This window comes from Pseudomonas sp. NPDC089396, from assembly GCF_044749545.1.
In the GTDB taxonomy this organism is placed as follows: Bacteria; Pseudomonadota; Gammaproteobacteria; order Pseudomonadales; family Pseudomonadaceae; genus Aquipseudomonas.
On sequence record NZ_JBIVIC010000004.1, the window covers coordinates 366,789 to 382,739 of the forward strand.

Here is a 15,951-nt window from a genome sequence, read left to right on the forward strand (position 1 = left end):
TTGTGTCGCGAAAGGGCTGCGTAGCAGCCCCAAAGATTCATGGGGCGCCGCCGAAATCCTGGGGCCGCTTTGCGGCCCTTTCGCGACGCAAGGCCGCTCCTACAGAAATTGCGCCAACAGGCGGGATCAGTTGTAGATGTCGAAGGCGAAGTACTTGCTGGCGATCTTCTGGTAAGTGCCGTTGGCGACGATCTCGGCCAGTGCGGTATTGAGCCGCTGGCGCAGCGCCTCGTCGTCCTTGCGCACGGCAATGGCGGCATCGGCCTTGGTTCCGGCCACGTCACCGAGGACCTTGCAGCAGTCCTGGCCGTTCTTGTTCATCCACTCGTGCAGCGGGAACTTGTCGGCGATCACCCCGTCCAGGCGGCCGGCGGCGAGGTCGGCGTTGGCTTCGTCCATGGTCGGGTACAGCTTCACGTCGGCGCCGGCCTTGGCGTAGACGTCTTCGGCGTAGATCGCCTGGGTCGAAGACGACTGGGCACCCACGGTGAAGCCGTTGAAGGTGGTCTGGGCGTCGCTGATCTTGCTGTCCTTGGCCACGGCAACGGTCAGCGGTGTGCGGTAGTAGTGGTCGGTGAAGGCGATTTTCTTGCGCCGCTCCTCGGTGTCGATCATCGAGGCGACCACGGCATCGTACTTGCGCGCCATCAGCGCCGGGATGATGCCTTCCCAGTCCTGGGCGACCAGGGTGCACTCGACTTTCATCTGCGCGCACAGGGCGTGGGTGATGTCGATGTCGAAGCCGTGCAGCTGGTTATCGGCATCGACATAGTTGAAGGGCGGGTAGGCGCCCTCGGTGGCGAAGCGCAGGGTTTCGGCACTGGCTGCACCCGCCAGCAGCAGGGCACACGCACCCACCATAGCCATGGTCTTGTTCATCTTGCACCTCTTGCACTCTTGCTATTGTTGTTTGCCCGCCGTGTAGCCGACGAACTCGTTATGTAGAGCGGCAGTCGCTTCCAAGCGTTTTTCAACATCAGGCCCGAGTTTCCGGCAGACCTCGTTGACCATCAGGTGCACCCACGACAGCATCGCCGAGGTGGATTCCCAGAACAGATTGAACTCGGTGGGGATGCGGAACACCTCGTCGGCGTTGGCATCGGCCCAGTCACAGAAGGTGTCGGTCACCAGGGTGACCGGGATGCCCGCCTGGCGTGCCTTCTGGCACAGCAACAGGGCGTGGCGGGAATAGCGGCGCGCCTCGAACACCACCAGGGCGCTGTTTTCCGGGCGCCCCAGCAGCACTTCGCCGAAATGCCCGGCGCTGCCATCGACCACCTGCACGCCGTCGCGCAGGTAATGCAGCAGGTGCGCCATGCACTGGGCGACACCGCGCTCGGTCTGAAAACCGGCAATGAATACCCGTGGCCGTTCGGCCAGGCGCTGGGCCGCGCGATGCCAGGGCTCGCTACGGCTGTATTCATGCACCCGCACCAGCGCGGCGATTTCCAGCTCCAGGCTGCCAGCGCTGGCGGTGTCGTCGTGCTGCTGGCGGTATTCTTGCAGGCGGTCACCGACCAGCCACGGGCCATCACCCAGGTCGCTCTGCAGGTCTTGCTTGAGGGCCTTGAGATGGGCATAACCGAGGGCACGGCAGAAACGCCCGACACTGGATTCGCTGACACTGAGCTTGGCGGCGATGCTGGCCGAGGTCTGGAACGGCAGTTCGTGGAGGTTGGCGAGCATGTAGCTGGCAATCTTGCGGCCCGACGCGGCGGCCCCTTGCAGGCTGCTTTCCAGGCGTTGCTTGAGCGATTGGTTCATGCTGCTGCTCCGGTGAGGCGTGAAACAGAAAATGGATGTTTTCTGTCATCAAGTCAATATTTGACAGATAGCTGTCACTTGCAGGAAAGTTTTTGTCGTTGCCAACGCTGTTGCCATTCCAATTCCAAGAAAGGAGCTTCAGATGTCTGCACCTTCCAACAGCCCTGTCGTGCGCGTGCCGTTCAGCCAATTGCAGGGGCTGCTGCAAGCGATTCTCCAGCGCCACGGCTGCAGCCAGAACGTGGCCGGCGTGCTTGCCCATAACTGCACCAGCGCCCAGCGCGACGGTGCCCACAGCCATGGCGTATTCCGCATTCCAGGTTATGTCTCGACGTTGGCCAGCGGGTGGGTCAATGGCCAGGCCACGCCGCAGGTCACCGACGTGGCGCCGGCGTTCGTGCGGGTCGATGCCGGGGGTGGCTTTGCTCAGCCGGCCTTGGCCGCGGCGCGCGGCCTGCTGGTGGAGAAGGCGCGCAATGCCGGTATCGCCGTGCTGGCGATCCACAACTCGCACCATTTCGCCGCGCTGTGGCCGGATGTCGAGCCGTTCGCCGATGAGGGCCTGGTGGCCTTGAGCGTGGTCAACAGCATGACCTGCGTCGTGCCGCACGGGGCGCGCAAGCCGTTGTTCGGCACCAACCCGATCGCGTTCGCCGCACCGTGCGCAGGGCATGACCCGATCGTCTTCGACATGGCCACCAGTGCCATGGCCCATGGCGACGTGCAGATCGCCGCGCGTGCCGGCCAGACATTGCCCGAGGGCATGGGGGTGGACGCCCGAGGGCTGCCGACCACCGACCCGAAGGCCATCCTCGAAGGTGGGGCATTGTTGCCGTTCGGCGGGCACAAGGGGTCGGCCTTGTCGATGATGGTCGAGTTGCTGGCGGCGGCGCTGACCGGCGGGCATTTCTCCTGGGAATTCGACTGGTCGGGCCATCCGGGGGCGAAGACGCCCTGGACCGGGCAGCTGATCATCGTCATTGATCCGAGCAAGGCTGAAGGCGAGCGGTTTGCCCTGCGCAGCCGGGCGCTGGTCGAGCAGATGCAGGCGGTGGGGTTGACGCGGATGCCGGGTGAGCGGCGTTATCGGGAAAGGGAAATTGCCGAGCGGGAAGGGGTGGCGGTGACTGAGCGGGAGCTGCAGGAGCTTGAGGCATTGGCTGGCTGAACGGGCCTCATCGCCGGCAAGCCGGCTCCCACGCCGATCGCGCCTGGGCGGGCTTGGTGTGGGAGCCGGCTTGCCGGCGATGAGGCCAGTCGATCCACCCCAGCAGCCCGCCATGCAATCTTGCATAGACAACCTTGCACATTAGGTGATGTTCCTTCCCCGCGACTGCGGGTATCCTCAGGGCAGTCATTCCGAACTGTCCTGATCCAAGGAGCTGCACGCTGTGTTCAAACATGTCGATGCCTATGCCGGCGACCCGATCCTCTCGCTGATGGAAACCTTCAAGGCCGACCCGCGCGCCGACAAGGTCAACCTGAGTATCGGCCTGTACTACGATGAGGCCGGCGTGGTGCCGCAACTGGCGGCGGTGGATGCGGTGGAAAAACGCATCGCAGGCCAGGCCCATGAGGCGTCGCTGTACCTGCCGATGGAAGGCCTGGCCAGCTACCGCCAGGCGATCCAGGCACTGCTGTTCGGCGCCGATCACCCGGCCGTGACCGGCCAGCGCGTGGCCACCGTACAGACCGTCGGCGGTTCCGGCGCACTGAAAGTCGGTGCCGACTTCCTCAAGCGTTACTTCCCGCAGTCGGAAGTCTGGGTCAGCAATCCGACCTGGGACAACCACCGCGCCATCTTCGAAGGTGCCGGGTTCAAGGTGCACACCTACCCGTACTTCGACCAGACCACCCGTGGCGTCGACTTCGACGGCATGCTGGCCACCCTGCAGACCCTCCCGGCCAACAGCGTCGTGCTGCTGCACCCGTGCTGCCACAACCCCACCGGCGCCGACCTCGAGCCGCAGCAGTGGCAACAAGTGGTGGAAGTGGTCAAGGCGCGTGAGCTGATCCCGTTCCTCGACATCGCCTACCAGGGCTTCGGCGTGGGCCTGGCGGAAGATGCCTTCGCCATCCGCGAAATGGCCCGTGCCGGCGTACCTTGCCTGGTCAGCAACTCGTTCTCGAAAATCTTCTCGCTGTACGGCGAGCGGGTAGGGGGCCTGTCGGTGGTCTGCGACGATGCAGCCACCACCCAGAGCGTGCTCGGCCAGCTCAAGGCGACCGTGCGCCGCAACTACTCCAGCCCGCCCAACTTCGGTGCCCAGCTGGTGGCCGGCGTGCTCGGCGATGCGGGCCTGAATGCCCAGTGGGCGGAAGAAGTGGAAGTGATGCGCAAGCGTATCCTCGACATGCGCCAGGCGCTGGTCGATGCCCTGGCCGTGCTGCTGCCGGGCCAGGACTTCCAGTTCTTCCTGCGCCAGCGCGGCATGTTCAGCTACACCGGGTTCAGCGTCGAGCAAGTGCGCCGTCTGCGTGACGAGTTCGGTGTGTACCTGATCGACAGTGGTCGGGTGTGCATGTCCGGGTTGCGCCCGGCCAACCTGCAACGGGTTGCCGAGGCGTTCGCCGCCGTTCAGAAGTGATGTGACAAAAGGGGCCGCGTTGCGGCCCCTTCGTATCTCCAGTTGTCATGACAAGTGCAACCGTCCCTCGGGTGGGGCTTTCCAAAGTGCAACCATCAGCGCACAATCGCGCCCTTCTTTATTCGGTTGAGTAGGGCGAGTGGTCTATTTCGCCATTCTCAGCCTGTTGCAGTCTTGCGAGTGGAGCTTCACCCGGAATGAATGAGCAGGCCTCTAGCGTTGAACAACGCTTTGCAGAATCGACCCCCGCCACCCTTGGCAGCTGGGCGCGTCACGACACCACCTGGATGTTGGGCCTGTTTGGCACCGCCATCGGCGCCGGCACGCTGTTCCTGCCGATCAACGCCGGCCTCGGCGGTTTCTGGCCGCTGCTGATCCTGGCCGCGCTGGCCTTCCCCATGACGTACTTCGCCCACCGTGGCCTGACCCGCTTCGTGCTCTCCGGGCGTAGTGGCGGCGATATCACCGAAGTGGTCGAAGAGCATTTCGGCATCAAGGCCGGTGCACTGATCACCGTGCTGTACTTCTTCGCCATCTTCCCGATCCTGCTGATCTACAGCGTGGCCCTGACCAACACGGTCAGCAGCTTCATGGAGCATCAGCTGCACATGACACCGCCACCGCGGGCGCTGCTGTCGTTCGTGCTGATCCTCGGCCTGCTGGCCATCGTGCGCTGCGGCGAACAGGCCACGGTCAAGGTCATGAGCCTGCTGGTCTACCCGTTCATCGTCGCCCTGGCGCTGCTGGGCCTGTACCTGGTGCCGCACTGGACCGGTGGCATTCTCGACAGCGCCAGCCAGCTGCCGTCGGGTTCGGCCTTCCTGCACACCGTGTGGCTGGCGATTCCGGTGATGGTGTTCTCGTTCAACCACTCGCCGATCATTTCGGCCTTTGCGGTTGACCAGAAACGCCGCTACGGCGAGCACGCCGACGAGCGCAGCGGGCAGATCCTGGCCCGTGCCCACCTGCTGATGGTCGCCATGGTGCTGTTCTTCGTGTTCAGCTGCGTGCTGACCCTGGACAGCGCCCAGCTGGCCGAGGCCAAGGCGCAGAACCTGTCGATCCTGTCCTACCTGGCCAACCACTTCAGCAACCCGACCATTGCCTTTGCCGCGCCGCTGATTGCCTTCATCGCCATCGCCAAGTCGTTCCTTGGCCACTACATCGGCGCCAGCGAAGGCCTCAAGGGCATCATCGCCAAGACCGGCGCACGCCCGGCCGCCAAGACCCTGGACCGTGTGGTTGCGGCGTTGATGCTGGTGGTGTGCTGGATCGTCGCCACGCTCAACCCGAGCATCCTCGGCATGATCGAATCGCTCGGCGGCCCGATCATCGCGGTACTGCTGTTCCTGATGCCGATGTACGCCATCCGTCGTGTGCCCTCGATGCGCAAGTACAGCGGCGCGATGTCGAACGTGTTCGTAACGTTAGTCGGCCTGGTCGCGCTGACCTCGGTGGTATACGGCCTGCTGGCCTGATACAACCGCTGTTGTAAAGAGTGTCCGGTTGGCTTGTCGCCATCCGGACATTTTTTTGTCCACAAGAATTGTCTGGCAATAGAACAATTTTATCGTTCCCCATAGGCACCCGGCCGCCTTCATGCTTAACTCAGGGTCTTTTTCAAACCCCGCATAAGGATTTCGTCCATGGCTCAAGTGACTCTCAAAGGCAACCCGGTTCAAGTCAAAGGCAACCTGCCGCAGGCCGGTGCCCAGGCGCCTGCCTTCTCGCTGGTAGGTGAAGGCCTGGCTGACAAGTCGCTGAAGGACTTCGCTGGCAAGCGCAAGGTGCTGAACATCTTCCCAAGCGTCGACACCCCGACCTGCGCCACTTCGGTACGCAAGTTCAACGCCCAGGCCAATGACGTGGCCAACACCGTGGTGCTGTGCATCTCCGCCGACCTGCCGTTCGCCCAGGCCCGCTTCTGCGGCGCCGAAGGCCTGGATAACGTGAAGAACCTGTCGACCCTGCGCGGTGCCGAGTTCCTCGAGAACTACGGCGTGGCGATTGCCGACGGCCCGCTGGCCGGCCTGGCTGCCCGCGCCGTGGTGGTGCTGGACGAGAACGATAAAGTGCTGCACAGCGAACTGGTTGGCGAAATTGCCGACGAGCCGAACTACGACGCGGCGCTGGCTGTACTGAAGTAAGGATTGCGCCGGCCCTGACAGCGCAACGCTGCAACCTGCCATCCAAGCAACACCCTGTAATGGCTCGGAACATGTTCCGGGCCGTTTTCATTTAAAGTTCAGCGTTTTGCCAACGTCAGGCAAAGGTAAACCTCTGGTAAAGGCCCTTTGCTAAAACGATGCCAGTGCTTATCGTTCACCCTCCTAAAGTCGTCATTTCGAACAAGGTTCGTTCAACCCATGCAAGCTTCTGTCTCCCGATCCCCCCGTCGCTGGCTCGTCGGCCTGCTGATCCTGCTGCTGGTGGCCCTGCTGGCCTGGTGGCTGTGGCCCGCAACGCCTGCTCATAAAGAGGCGGTGGGGGGGCGCCCGGGCAAAGGCATGGGCATGGGCGGACGTCCAGGGTTCGGTGGCTCCACCGACCCGGTGCCGGTGCGCGTCGAGCCGGTACGCCAGGGCGACTTCCCGCTCTACTACAAGGCCCTGGGCACGGTCACCGCGACCAACACGGTCAATGTGCGCAGCCGGGTCGCCGGCGAACTGGTGAAGATCCACTTCAAGGAAGGGCAGCAGGTCAAGACCGGCGACCTGTTGGCCGAAATCGACCCACGCTCCTACCGTATCGCCTTGCAACAAGCCGAAGGCACCCTGGCGCAGAACCAGGCGCAGTTGAAGAACGCCCAGGTCGACCTGGCGCGCTATAAAGGCCTGTATGCCGAGGACAGCATCGCCAAACAGACCCTCGATACCGCCGAAGCCCAGGTGGCGCAGTTCCAGGGACTGGTCAAGACCAACCAGGCCCAGGTCAGCGATGCCCGGTTGAACCTCGATTTCACCCAGATCCGCTCGCCCATCAGTGGCCGCGTAGGCCTGCGCCAGCTCGACCTGGGCAACCTGGTAGCCGCCAACGACACCACCGCCCTGGTGGTGATCACCCAGACCGAGCCGATCAGCGTGGCCTTCACCTTGCCGGAGACCGAACTGACCACCGTGCTCGAGCGCTACCGCAGTGGCGCCAGCCTGCCGGTCGAGGCGTGGGACCGCAGCGACAGCAAGCTGCAGTCCAGCGGTGTGCTGGGCAGCATCGACAACCAGATCGACACCACCACCGGCACCCTGAAGTTCAAGGGTCGCTTCGAAAACAAGGACCTGGCCCTGTTCCCCAACCAGTTCGTCAACGTGCGCCTGCTGGCCGACACCCTCAAGCAGGTGGTCATGGCCCCGGCGGCGGCGATCCAGTTCGGTAACGACGGCACCTTCGCCTATGTGGTCAACGCCGAGAACACCGTCAACGTGCGCAAGCTCAAGGTAGGAGCCACCGACGGTCAGAACAGCGTGATCCTCGAGGGCCTCAAGCCCGGTGAGCGCCTGGTGCTGGAAGGCACCGACCGCCTGCGCGAAGGGACCAAGGTGGAAGTCGTCGAAGACAGCTCGCAAGTGCCCACCACCCCCGGCCAGCACTTGCAGGGTCAGGACGCCAAGGGCTCGGCGCAGACGGGCGAAGCACAGCCTGGTAAAGCAGCAGGCAAGGCGGGCGCATGAACCTCTCGCGCCTGTTCATCCTGCGGCCGGTCGCCACCACCCTGAGCATGCTGGCCATCGTCCTGGCCGGCCTGATCGCCTACAAGTTGCTGCCGGTCTCGGCGCTGCCGCAGGTGGACTACCCGACGATCCGGGTCCTGACTCTTTACCCCGGTGCCAGCCCCCAGGTGATGACCAGCGCGGTCACCGCACCGCTGGAGCGCCAGTTCGGCCAGATGCCCGGCCTGACCCAGATGGCCTCGACCAGCTCTGGCGGCGCCTCGGTGCTGACCCTGCGCTTCAACCTGGACATGAACATGGACGTTGCCGAGCAACAGGTCCAGGCCGCGATCAATGCGGCCAGCAACCTGTTGCCCAGCGACCTGCCGGCACCGCCGGTGTACAACAAGGTCAACCCGGCCGACACGCCGGTGCTGACCCTGGCGATCTCCAGCAAGACCATGCCCTTGCCCAAGCTCAACGACCTGGTCGACACCCGCGTGGCGCAGAAGCTCGCGCAGATCAGCGGCGTGGGCATGGTCAGCATCGCCGGCGGCCAACGCCAGGCCGTGCGGGTCAAGGTCAACGTCGATGCGCTGGCTGCCAACGGCCTGAACCTGGAAGACGTGCGCACCCTGATCGGCGCCTCCAACGTCAACCAGCCCAAGGGCAACTTCGATGGCCCGACCCGGGTGTCGATGCTCGACGCCAATGACCAGCTGCGCTCCCCCGAGGAGTACGCCAACCTGATCCTGACGTACAACAACGGCGCGCCGCTGCGCTTGAAGGACGTCGCCGAAATCGTCGATGGCGCCGAGAACGAGCGCCTGGCCGCGTGGGCCAACCAGAACCAGGCGGTATTGGTAAACATCCAGCGCCAGCCGGGTGCCAACGTCATCGAGGTGGTCGACAGCATCAAGGAACTGTTGCCGTCGATCACCGACAACCTGCCGGCCGGCCTCGACGTCTCGGTACTGACCGACCGTACCCAGACCATCCGTGCAGCGGTCAAGGACGTGCAGCACGAACTGCTGATCGCCATCGTCCTGGTGGTCATGGTCACCTTCGTCTTCCTGCGCCGCTTCAGCGCCACCCTGATCCCATCGATCGCCGTGCCGCTGTCGCTGATCGGCACCTTCGGCGTGATGTACCTGGCCGGCTTCTCGATCAACAACCTGACGCTGATGGCCCTGACCATCGCCACCGGCTTCGTGGTCGACGATGCCATCGTCATGCTGGAGAACATTTCCCGTCATATCGAAGAAGGCGAGACGCCACTGCAGGCGGCCCTCAAAGGCGCCCGCCAGATCGGCTTCACCCTGATCTCGCTGACTTTCTCGCTGATCGCGGTACTGATCCCGCTGTTGTTCATGGCCGATGTGGTCGGCCGGCTGTTCCGCGAATTCGCCATCACCCTGGCGGTGGCCATCCTGATTTCCCTGGTGGTGTCGCTGACCCTGACCCCGATGATGTGCGCACGCTTGCTCAAACGCGAACCCAAGTTCGAGGAGCAGGGCCGTTTCTACCGCGCCAGCGGCGCCTGGATCGACTGGCTGATCGCGCACTACGGCCGGGGCCTGCAGTGGGTGCTCAGGCACCAGCCGTTGACCCTGCTGGTGGCCGTGGCCAGCCTGGCACTGACCGTGGTGCTGTACCTGGCGGTGCCCAAGGGCTTCTTCCCGGCCCAGGACACCGGGGTGATCCAGGGCATTTCCGAAGCGCCGCAGTCGACCTCGTTCGCCGCCATGAGCGAACGCCAGCAAGCCCTGAGCAAGGTGATCCTGCAAGACCCAGCGGTGCAGAGCCTGTCGTCCTACATCGGCGTGGACGGCGACAACGCCACGCTCAACAGTGGCCGCCTGCTGATCAACCTCAAGCCCCATGGCGAACGTGACGTGACGGCAGGCGAGGTCATCAGTCGCCTGCAACCGCAACTCGACAAGCTGGTCGGTATCCGCCTGTTCATGCAGCCGGTGCAGGACCTGAGCATCGAAGACCGGGTCAGTCGTACCCAGTACCAGTTCAGCCTGTCCTCGCCCGACGCCGACTTGCTGGCGCAGTGGAGCGGCAAGCTGGTGGAGGCGCTCCAGCAGCGCCCGGAGCTGCAGGACGTGGCCAGCGACCTGCAGGACAAGGGCCTGCAGGTGTACCTGGTGATCGACCGGGACATGGCCAGCCGTTTGGGCATCAACGTGGGGCAGATTACCAACGCCTTGTACGACGCGTTCGGCCAGCGGCAGATCTCGACCATCTACACCCAGGCCAGCCAGTACCGCGTAGTGCTGCAGGCGCGTGACGCAGCGAGCCTCGGGCCGCAGGCGCTGGAGTCGATCCACGTCAAGGCCAGCGATGGCGGCCAGGTGCGTCTGTCGGCGCTGGCGCGCATCGAACAGCGGCAGGCACAGCTGGCGATCTCGCACATCGGCCAGTTCCCGGCGGTGATGATGTCGTTCAACCTGGCCCACGGCGCGTCCCTGGGCGAAGCGGTCAAGGTGATCGAGCAGGTGCAGCAGGAGATCGGCATGCCGGTCGGCGTGCAGACCCGCTTCCAGGGCGCCGCCGAGGCCTTCCAGGCGTCGCTGTCGAGCACCTTGCTGCTGATTCTCGCGGCCGTGGTAACCATGTACATCGTGCTGGGCGTGCTGTACGAAAGCTACATCCACCCGGTGACCATCCTCTCGACCCTGCCGTCGGCGGCGGTCGGTGCCTTGCTGGCGCTGATCCTCAGTGGCAATGACCTGGGCATGATCGCGATCATCGGCATCATTCTGCTGATCGGTATCGTCAAGAAGAACGCGATCATGATGATCGACTTTGCCCTCGAAGCCGAGCGCAACCAGGGCATGAGCCCGTTTGACGCCATCTACCAGGCCGCGCTGCTGCGCTTCCGGCCGATCCTGATGACCACGCTGGCGGCATTGTTCGGTGCCGTGCCACTGATGCTGGCCACCGGTTCCGGCGCCGAATTGCGTCAACCGCTGGGCCTGGTGATGGTCGGCGGGTTGCTGGTGAGTCAGGTGCTGACCCTGTTCACCACGCCGGTCATCTACCTGTACTTCGACCGCCTGGCACGCCGCTGGCGCCCAGCCACCGACGTCCAGCAGGCCCAGGCATGAACCTGTCCGGACCCTTCATTCGCCGGCCAGTGGCGACCATGCTGCTGAGCCTGGCGATCATGCTGCTCGGTGGCGTCAGCTTCGGCCTGTTGCCGGTGGCACCGCTGCCGCAGATGGATTTCCCGGTGATCGTGGTGCAGGCCAACCTGCCCGGCGCCAGCCCCGAGGTGATGGCGGCCACGGTGGCCACGCCGCTGGAGCGCAAGCTGGGCACCATCGCGGGCGTCAGCACCTTGACCAGCAGCTCCAACCAGGGCTCGACCCGGGTGATCATCGGTTTCGAGCAGGGGCGTGACATCGACGGTGCGGCGCGCGAGGTGCAGGCGGCCATCAATGCCACCCGCAACCTGCTGCCCAGCGGCATGCGCAGCATGCCTACCTACAAGAAGTACAACCCGTCCCAGGCGCCGATCATGGTGTTGTCGCTGACTTCGGACGTGCTGCAGAAGGGCCAGCTGTACGACCTGGCCGATACCATCCTGGCGCAAAGCCTGGCCCAGGTCATCGGGGTAGGGGAGGTGCAGATCGGTGGCAGCTCCTTGCCGGCGGTGCGCATCGCGGTGGAGCCGCAGCTGCTCAACCAGTACAGCCTGTCGCTGGACGAGGTGCGCACGGCCGTGGCCAACGCCAACCAGCGTCGGCCCATGGGCTTCGTCGAAGACGCCGAGCGCAACTGGCAGGTGCGTGCCAACGACCAGCTGGAAACCGCCAAGGACTACGAGCCGATCGTCATTCGCCAGCAGAATGGCGCGATCCTGCGCCTGTCCGACGTGGCGACCATCACCGACAGCGTCGAGAACCGCTACAACAGCGGCTTTTTCAACGACCAGAGCGCGGTATTGCTGGTGGTCAACCGCCAGAACGGCGCCAACATCATCGAGACGGTCGCGCAGATCAAGGCCCAGTTGCCGGCCCTGCAGTCGCTGCTGCCGGCCAATGTCCAGCTGAACGTGGCCATGGACCGCTCGCCAGTGATCAAGGCGACCCTCGCGGAGGCAGAGCACACTTTGCTGATCGCCGTGGTGCTGGTGATCCTGGTGGTTTACCTGTTCCTGGGCAGCCTGCGCGCCTCGTTGATCCCAAGCCTCGCGGTGCCGGTATCGCTGGTGGGCACGTTTGCGGTGATGTACCTGTGCGGCTTCTCGCTCAACAACCTGTCGCTGATGGCGCTGATCCTCGCCACTGGTCTGGTGGTGGACGATGCCATCGTGGTGCTGGAGAACATCTCCCGGCATATCGAGGACGGCGAGCCGCCCATGCGCGCGGCGTTTCTCGGCGCCAAGGAAGTGGGTTTCACCTTGCTGTCGATGAACGTCTCGCTGGTGGCAGTGTTCGTCTCGATCCTGTTCATGGGCGGCATCGTGCGCAACCTGTTCCAGGAGTTCTCGATCACCCTGGCGGCGGCGATCATCGTCTCCCTGATCGTGTCGTTGACCCTCACACCCATGCTCTGCGCCCGCTGGCTCAAGCCGCACCGCGCCGAGCCGACTCGCCTGCAGCGCTGGAGCGACTCGCTGCACCAGCGCATGGTCGGCGCCTATGACATCAGCCTGGGCTGGGCCTTGCGGCACAAGCGGCTGACCCTGGTGAGCCTGCTGGCGACCATCGCCATGAACATCGCCTTGTACGTGGTGGTGCCGAAAACCCTCATGCCGCAACAGGACACCGGCCAGTTGATAGGCTTCATCCGCGGCGACGACGGCCTGTCGTTCAGCGTGATGCAGCCGAAGATGGAGATCTACCGTCGCGCCTTGCTCGCCGACCCTGCGGTGCAGAGCGTGGCCGGATTCATCGGCGGCAACAGCGGGACCAACAATGCCTTTGTCCTGGTGCGCCTGAAGCCGATCAGCGAGCGCAAGCTCGACGCGCAGAAAGTCATCGAGCGGTTGCGCAAGGAACTGCCCAAGGTGCCGGGTGGGCGGCTGTTCCTGATGGCCGACCAGGACCTGCAGCTCGGTGGCGGTGGTCGCGACCAGACCTCCTCGCAGTACCTCTACACCCTGCAGAGTGGTGATCTGGCGGCGCTGCGCGAGTGGTTCCCGAAGGTGGTCGCGGCGATGCGCGCGCTGCCTGAGCTGACCGCTATCGATGCCCACGATGGCGCCGGCACCCAGCAGGTGACGCTGGTGGTCGACCGTGATCAGGCCAAGCGCCTGGGCATCGACATGGCGATGGTCACCACGGTGCTGAACAACGCCTACAGCCAGCGGCAGATCTCGACCATCTACGACAGCCTGAACCAGTACCAGGTGGTGCTGGAGATCAACCCCAAGTTCGCCTGGGACCCGAGCACGCTGGAGCAGGTGCAGGTCATTACCAGCGACGGCGCACGCGTGCCGCTGTCGACCATCGCCCACTACGAGAACAGCCTGGCCAACGACCGGGTCAGCCACGAGGGCCAGTTCGCCTCGGAAGACATCGCCTTCGACGTTGCCGAGGGCTACAGCACCGACCAGGCCATGGCCGCAGTGGAGCGGGCAGTGGCCAAGGTGGGCCTGCCCGAGGAAGTGATCGCCAAGCTTGGCGGTACCGCCAATGCCTTCGCCAAGACCCAGGAAGGGCAGCCGTTCATGATCCTCGGCGCGTTGGTACTGGTGTATCTGGTGCTGGGTATTCTTTATGAAAGCTACATTCACCCGCTGACCATTCTCTCGACCTTGCCCTCGGCCGGCGTTGGCGCCTTGCTGGCGCTTTACCTCACCGGCGGCGAATTCAGCCTGATCTCGTTGCTGGGCCTGTTCCTGCTGATCGGTGTGGTGAAGAAGAACGCCATCCTGATGATCGACCTGGCGCTGCAGTTTGAGCGCAACCAGGGCATGACACCGGAGGAGTCGATCCGCCGAGCCTGCCTGTTGCGCCTGCGGCCGATCCTGATGACCACCCTGGCGGCCATTCTCGGCGCCTTGCCACTGCTCCTGAGCCGCGCCGAGGGTGCGGAGATGCGCCAGCCGCTGGGCCTGACGATCATTGGCGGGCTGGTCTTCAGCCAGGTCCTGACCCTTTATACGACGCCGGTGGTGTACCTGTACCTCGACCGCTTGCGCCATCGATTCAACCGTTGGCGCGGCGTGCGCACCGACGCCGCTCTGGAAACTCCGCTATGACTTTTGCCCAGACTCCACTCCACCGTGCCTTGCAGCTGCTGACCCGGGGGCGAGGTTCGCGCCTGGTCGGCGCCGGCCTGTGCGTGGTGCTGCTCAGCGCCTGTACCTTGAGCCCGGACTACCATCGCCCCGAACTGAGCACGCCCGCGCAGTTCAAGCAGGCCGAAGGCTGGACCCAGGCCAGCCCGGCCGATGCCATCGCCCGTGGCGCCTGGTGGGAGCTGTACGGTGATGCCAGGCTCAATGCGCTGGTGGATGAGCTCAACCGCAGCAACCAGACCGTCGCCCAGTCCGAAGCCCAGTACCGTCAGGCCCAGGCCTTGGTGCGCAGCAGCCGTGCCTCGCTGTTCCCCAGCCTCGACCTGAGCGCCGGCAAGACCCGTTCGGCGCAAGGCACCGGCAGCTCCAGTTCGAGCCTGTCGAACAACAGCAGCGGCATTCGAAATACCTACAATGCGCAACTCGGCGTGAGCTGGGAAATCGACCTGTGGGGCAAGCTGCGCGAGACCCTGAACGCCGACGAGGCCAGTGCCGAAGCCAGCTTCGCCGACCTCGCGGCGATTCGCCTCAGCCAGCAGTCGGAGCTGGTGCAGAACTACCTGCAGTTGCGTGTGATCGACGAACAGAAGCGCCTGCTGGAAGCCACCGTGGCGGCTTACCAGCGCTCGCTGCGCATGAACGAAAACCAGTACCGCGCCGGTGTGGCCGGCCCGGATGCAGTGGCGCAGGCGCGCACCCAGCTCAAAAGCACCCAGGCCGACCTGATCGACCTGATCTGGCAGCGCGCCCAGTTCGAGAACGCCATCGCCGTGCTGCTGGGTCGGGCGCCGGCGAATTTCGCCCTGGCCGACAGCAAGGACATCCCGGCATTGCCGCAGATTCCGGTCAGCCTGCCGTCGCAGCTGCTTGAACGCCGGCCTGACATTGCCTCGGCCGAGCGCAATGTCATGGCGGCCAACGCCAACATCGGCGTGGCCCGTGCCGCCTATTTCCCGGACTTGAGCCTGAGCATGAGCGGCGGTTACTCCAGTAGCAGCTTCAGCAACTGGATCGAGCTGCCCAACCGTTACTGGTCGGTGGGGCCGCAACTGGCGTTGACCCTGTTCGATGCGGGCAAGCGCAGCGCCGAGGTGGACCGTACCGTCGCGGTGTATGACCAGACCGTGGCGCAGTACCGCCAGACCGTGCTCGATGGCTTCAAGGAGGTGGAGAACTACCTGGTGCAGCTGAAGGTGTATGCCGACGAGGCCGTGGTGCGCCAGGAAGCGCTGGATGCTGCGCGCGAGTCGTTGCGCCTGACCGAGAACCAGTACCGCGCCGGGTTGATCGGTTATCTGGATGTAGTGAGCGTGCAGACCACGGCATTGAGCAACGAGCGTAGCGTGCTGGATTTGCTCCAGGGGCGCCTGGTGGCCAGCGTGCAGTTGATCGCCGCGCTGGGCGGTGGCTGGGATGCCGAGCAGGCGTACGCCGATGAGGAATGAAAACTGTGCTGTACCTGTGGGAGCCGGCTTGCCGGCGATGAGGCCGGGGCTGGCAATCTCGAGCTGCCTGTTCGGGCCCTATCGCCGGCAAGCCGGCTCCCACAGGAATCGCGTGAGCTGTTAGAAATTGAGCAAGACAGTTGGATTTGCTTCAGGGGCGCCTGGTGGCCAGCGTGCAGTTGATCGCCGCGCTGGGCGGTGGCTGGGATGCCGAGCAGGAATGAAGACTGTGCTTTACCTGTGGGAGC

The 15,951-nt window shown here is 64.4% G+C and carries 10 protein-coding genes; 8 read left to right on the forward strand and 2 right to left on the reverse strand.

Annotated elements, in window-relative coordinates:
* Positions 1 to 126 precede the first annotated feature (126 nt).
* The gene (locus ACIPZB_RS09890) at positions 127 to 879 is read right to left on the reverse strand and encodes a transporter substrate-binding domain-containing protein (RefSeq protein WP_400640054.1); all 753 of its coding nucleotides are present in this window, start codon (positions 877 to 879) and stop codon (positions 127 to 129) included.
* 21 nt (positions 880 to 900) lie between these two features.
* Positions 901 to 1,764: a MurR/RpiR family transcriptional regulator gene (locus ACIPZB_RS09895; RefSeq protein WP_400640055.1), complete on the reverse strand. Its 864-nt coding sequence runs from the start codon at positions 1,762 to 1,764 to the stop codon at positions 901 to 903.
* Positions 1,765 to 1,906: 142 nt separating this feature from the next.
* Here ACIPZB_RS09895 and ACIPZB_RS09900 point away from each other — a divergent pair, with 142 nt between their 5' ends.
* From ACIPZB_RS09900 to ACIPZB_RS09935, 8 genes are all read left to right on the forward strand, one after another.
* Positions 1,907 to 2,932, forward strand: a complete 1,026-nt coding sequence (locus ACIPZB_RS09900; protein WP_400640056.1) for an Ldh family oxidoreductase — start codon at positions 1,907 to 1,909, stop codon at positions 2,930 to 2,932.
* A gap of 223 nt (positions 2,933 to 3,155) precedes the next feature.
* A complete protein-coding gene (locus ACIPZB_RS09905; RefSeq protein ID WP_008091363.1) occupies positions 3,156 to 4,352 on the forward strand; it encodes an amino acid aminotransferase in 1,197 nt (398 codons plus the stop codon).
* Positions 4,353 to 4,549: 197 nt separating this feature from the next.
* On the forward strand, positions 4,550 to 5,830 hold the full coding sequence (locus tag ACIPZB_RS09910; RefSeq protein ID WP_400640057.1) for a serine/threonine transporter: 1,281 nt from the start codon (positions 4,550 to 4,552) through the stop codon (positions 5,828 to 5,830).
* A 168-nt stretch (positions 5,831 to 5,998) separates the two neighbouring features.
* Positions 5,999 to 6,499 carry a thiol peroxidase gene (gene tpx / locus ACIPZB_RS09915; RefSeq protein WP_400640058.1) on the forward strand — a complete coding sequence of 167 codons (501 nt, stop codon included), beginning with the start codon at positions 5,999 to 6,001 and terminating at the stop codon, positions 6,497 to 6,499.
* Between the two features lie 219 nt (positions 6,500 to 6,718).
* Entirely contained in the window at positions 6,719 to 8,020 is a 1,302-nt protein-coding gene (locus ACIPZB_RS09920; RefSeq protein ID WP_400640059.1) for an MdtA/MuxA family multidrug efflux RND transporter periplasmic adaptor subunit, read from the forward strand.
* Entirely contained in the window at positions 8,017 to 11,115 is a 3,099-nt protein-coding gene (locus tag ACIPZB_RS09925; protein ID WP_400640060.1) for an MdtB/MuxB family multidrug efflux RND transporter permease subunit, read from the forward strand. Before ACIPZB_RS09920 ends, ACIPZB_RS09925 begins: the two co-directional genes overlap by 4 nt.
* Entirely contained in the window at positions 11,112 to 14,219 is a 3,108-nt protein-coding gene (locus tag ACIPZB_RS09930; RefSeq protein ID WP_400640061.1) for an efflux RND transporter permease subunit, read from the forward strand. The genes ACIPZB_RS09925 and ACIPZB_RS09930 overlap by 4 nt, the downstream gene beginning before the upstream one ends.
* A complete protein-coding gene (locus ACIPZB_RS09935; RefSeq protein ID WP_400640062.1) occupies positions 14,216 to 15,703 on the forward strand; it encodes an efflux transporter outer membrane subunit in 1,488 nt (495 codons plus the stop codon). Before ACIPZB_RS09930 ends, ACIPZB_RS09935 begins: the two co-directional genes overlap by 4 nt.
* Positions 15,704 to 15,951 lie beyond the last annotated feature (248 nt).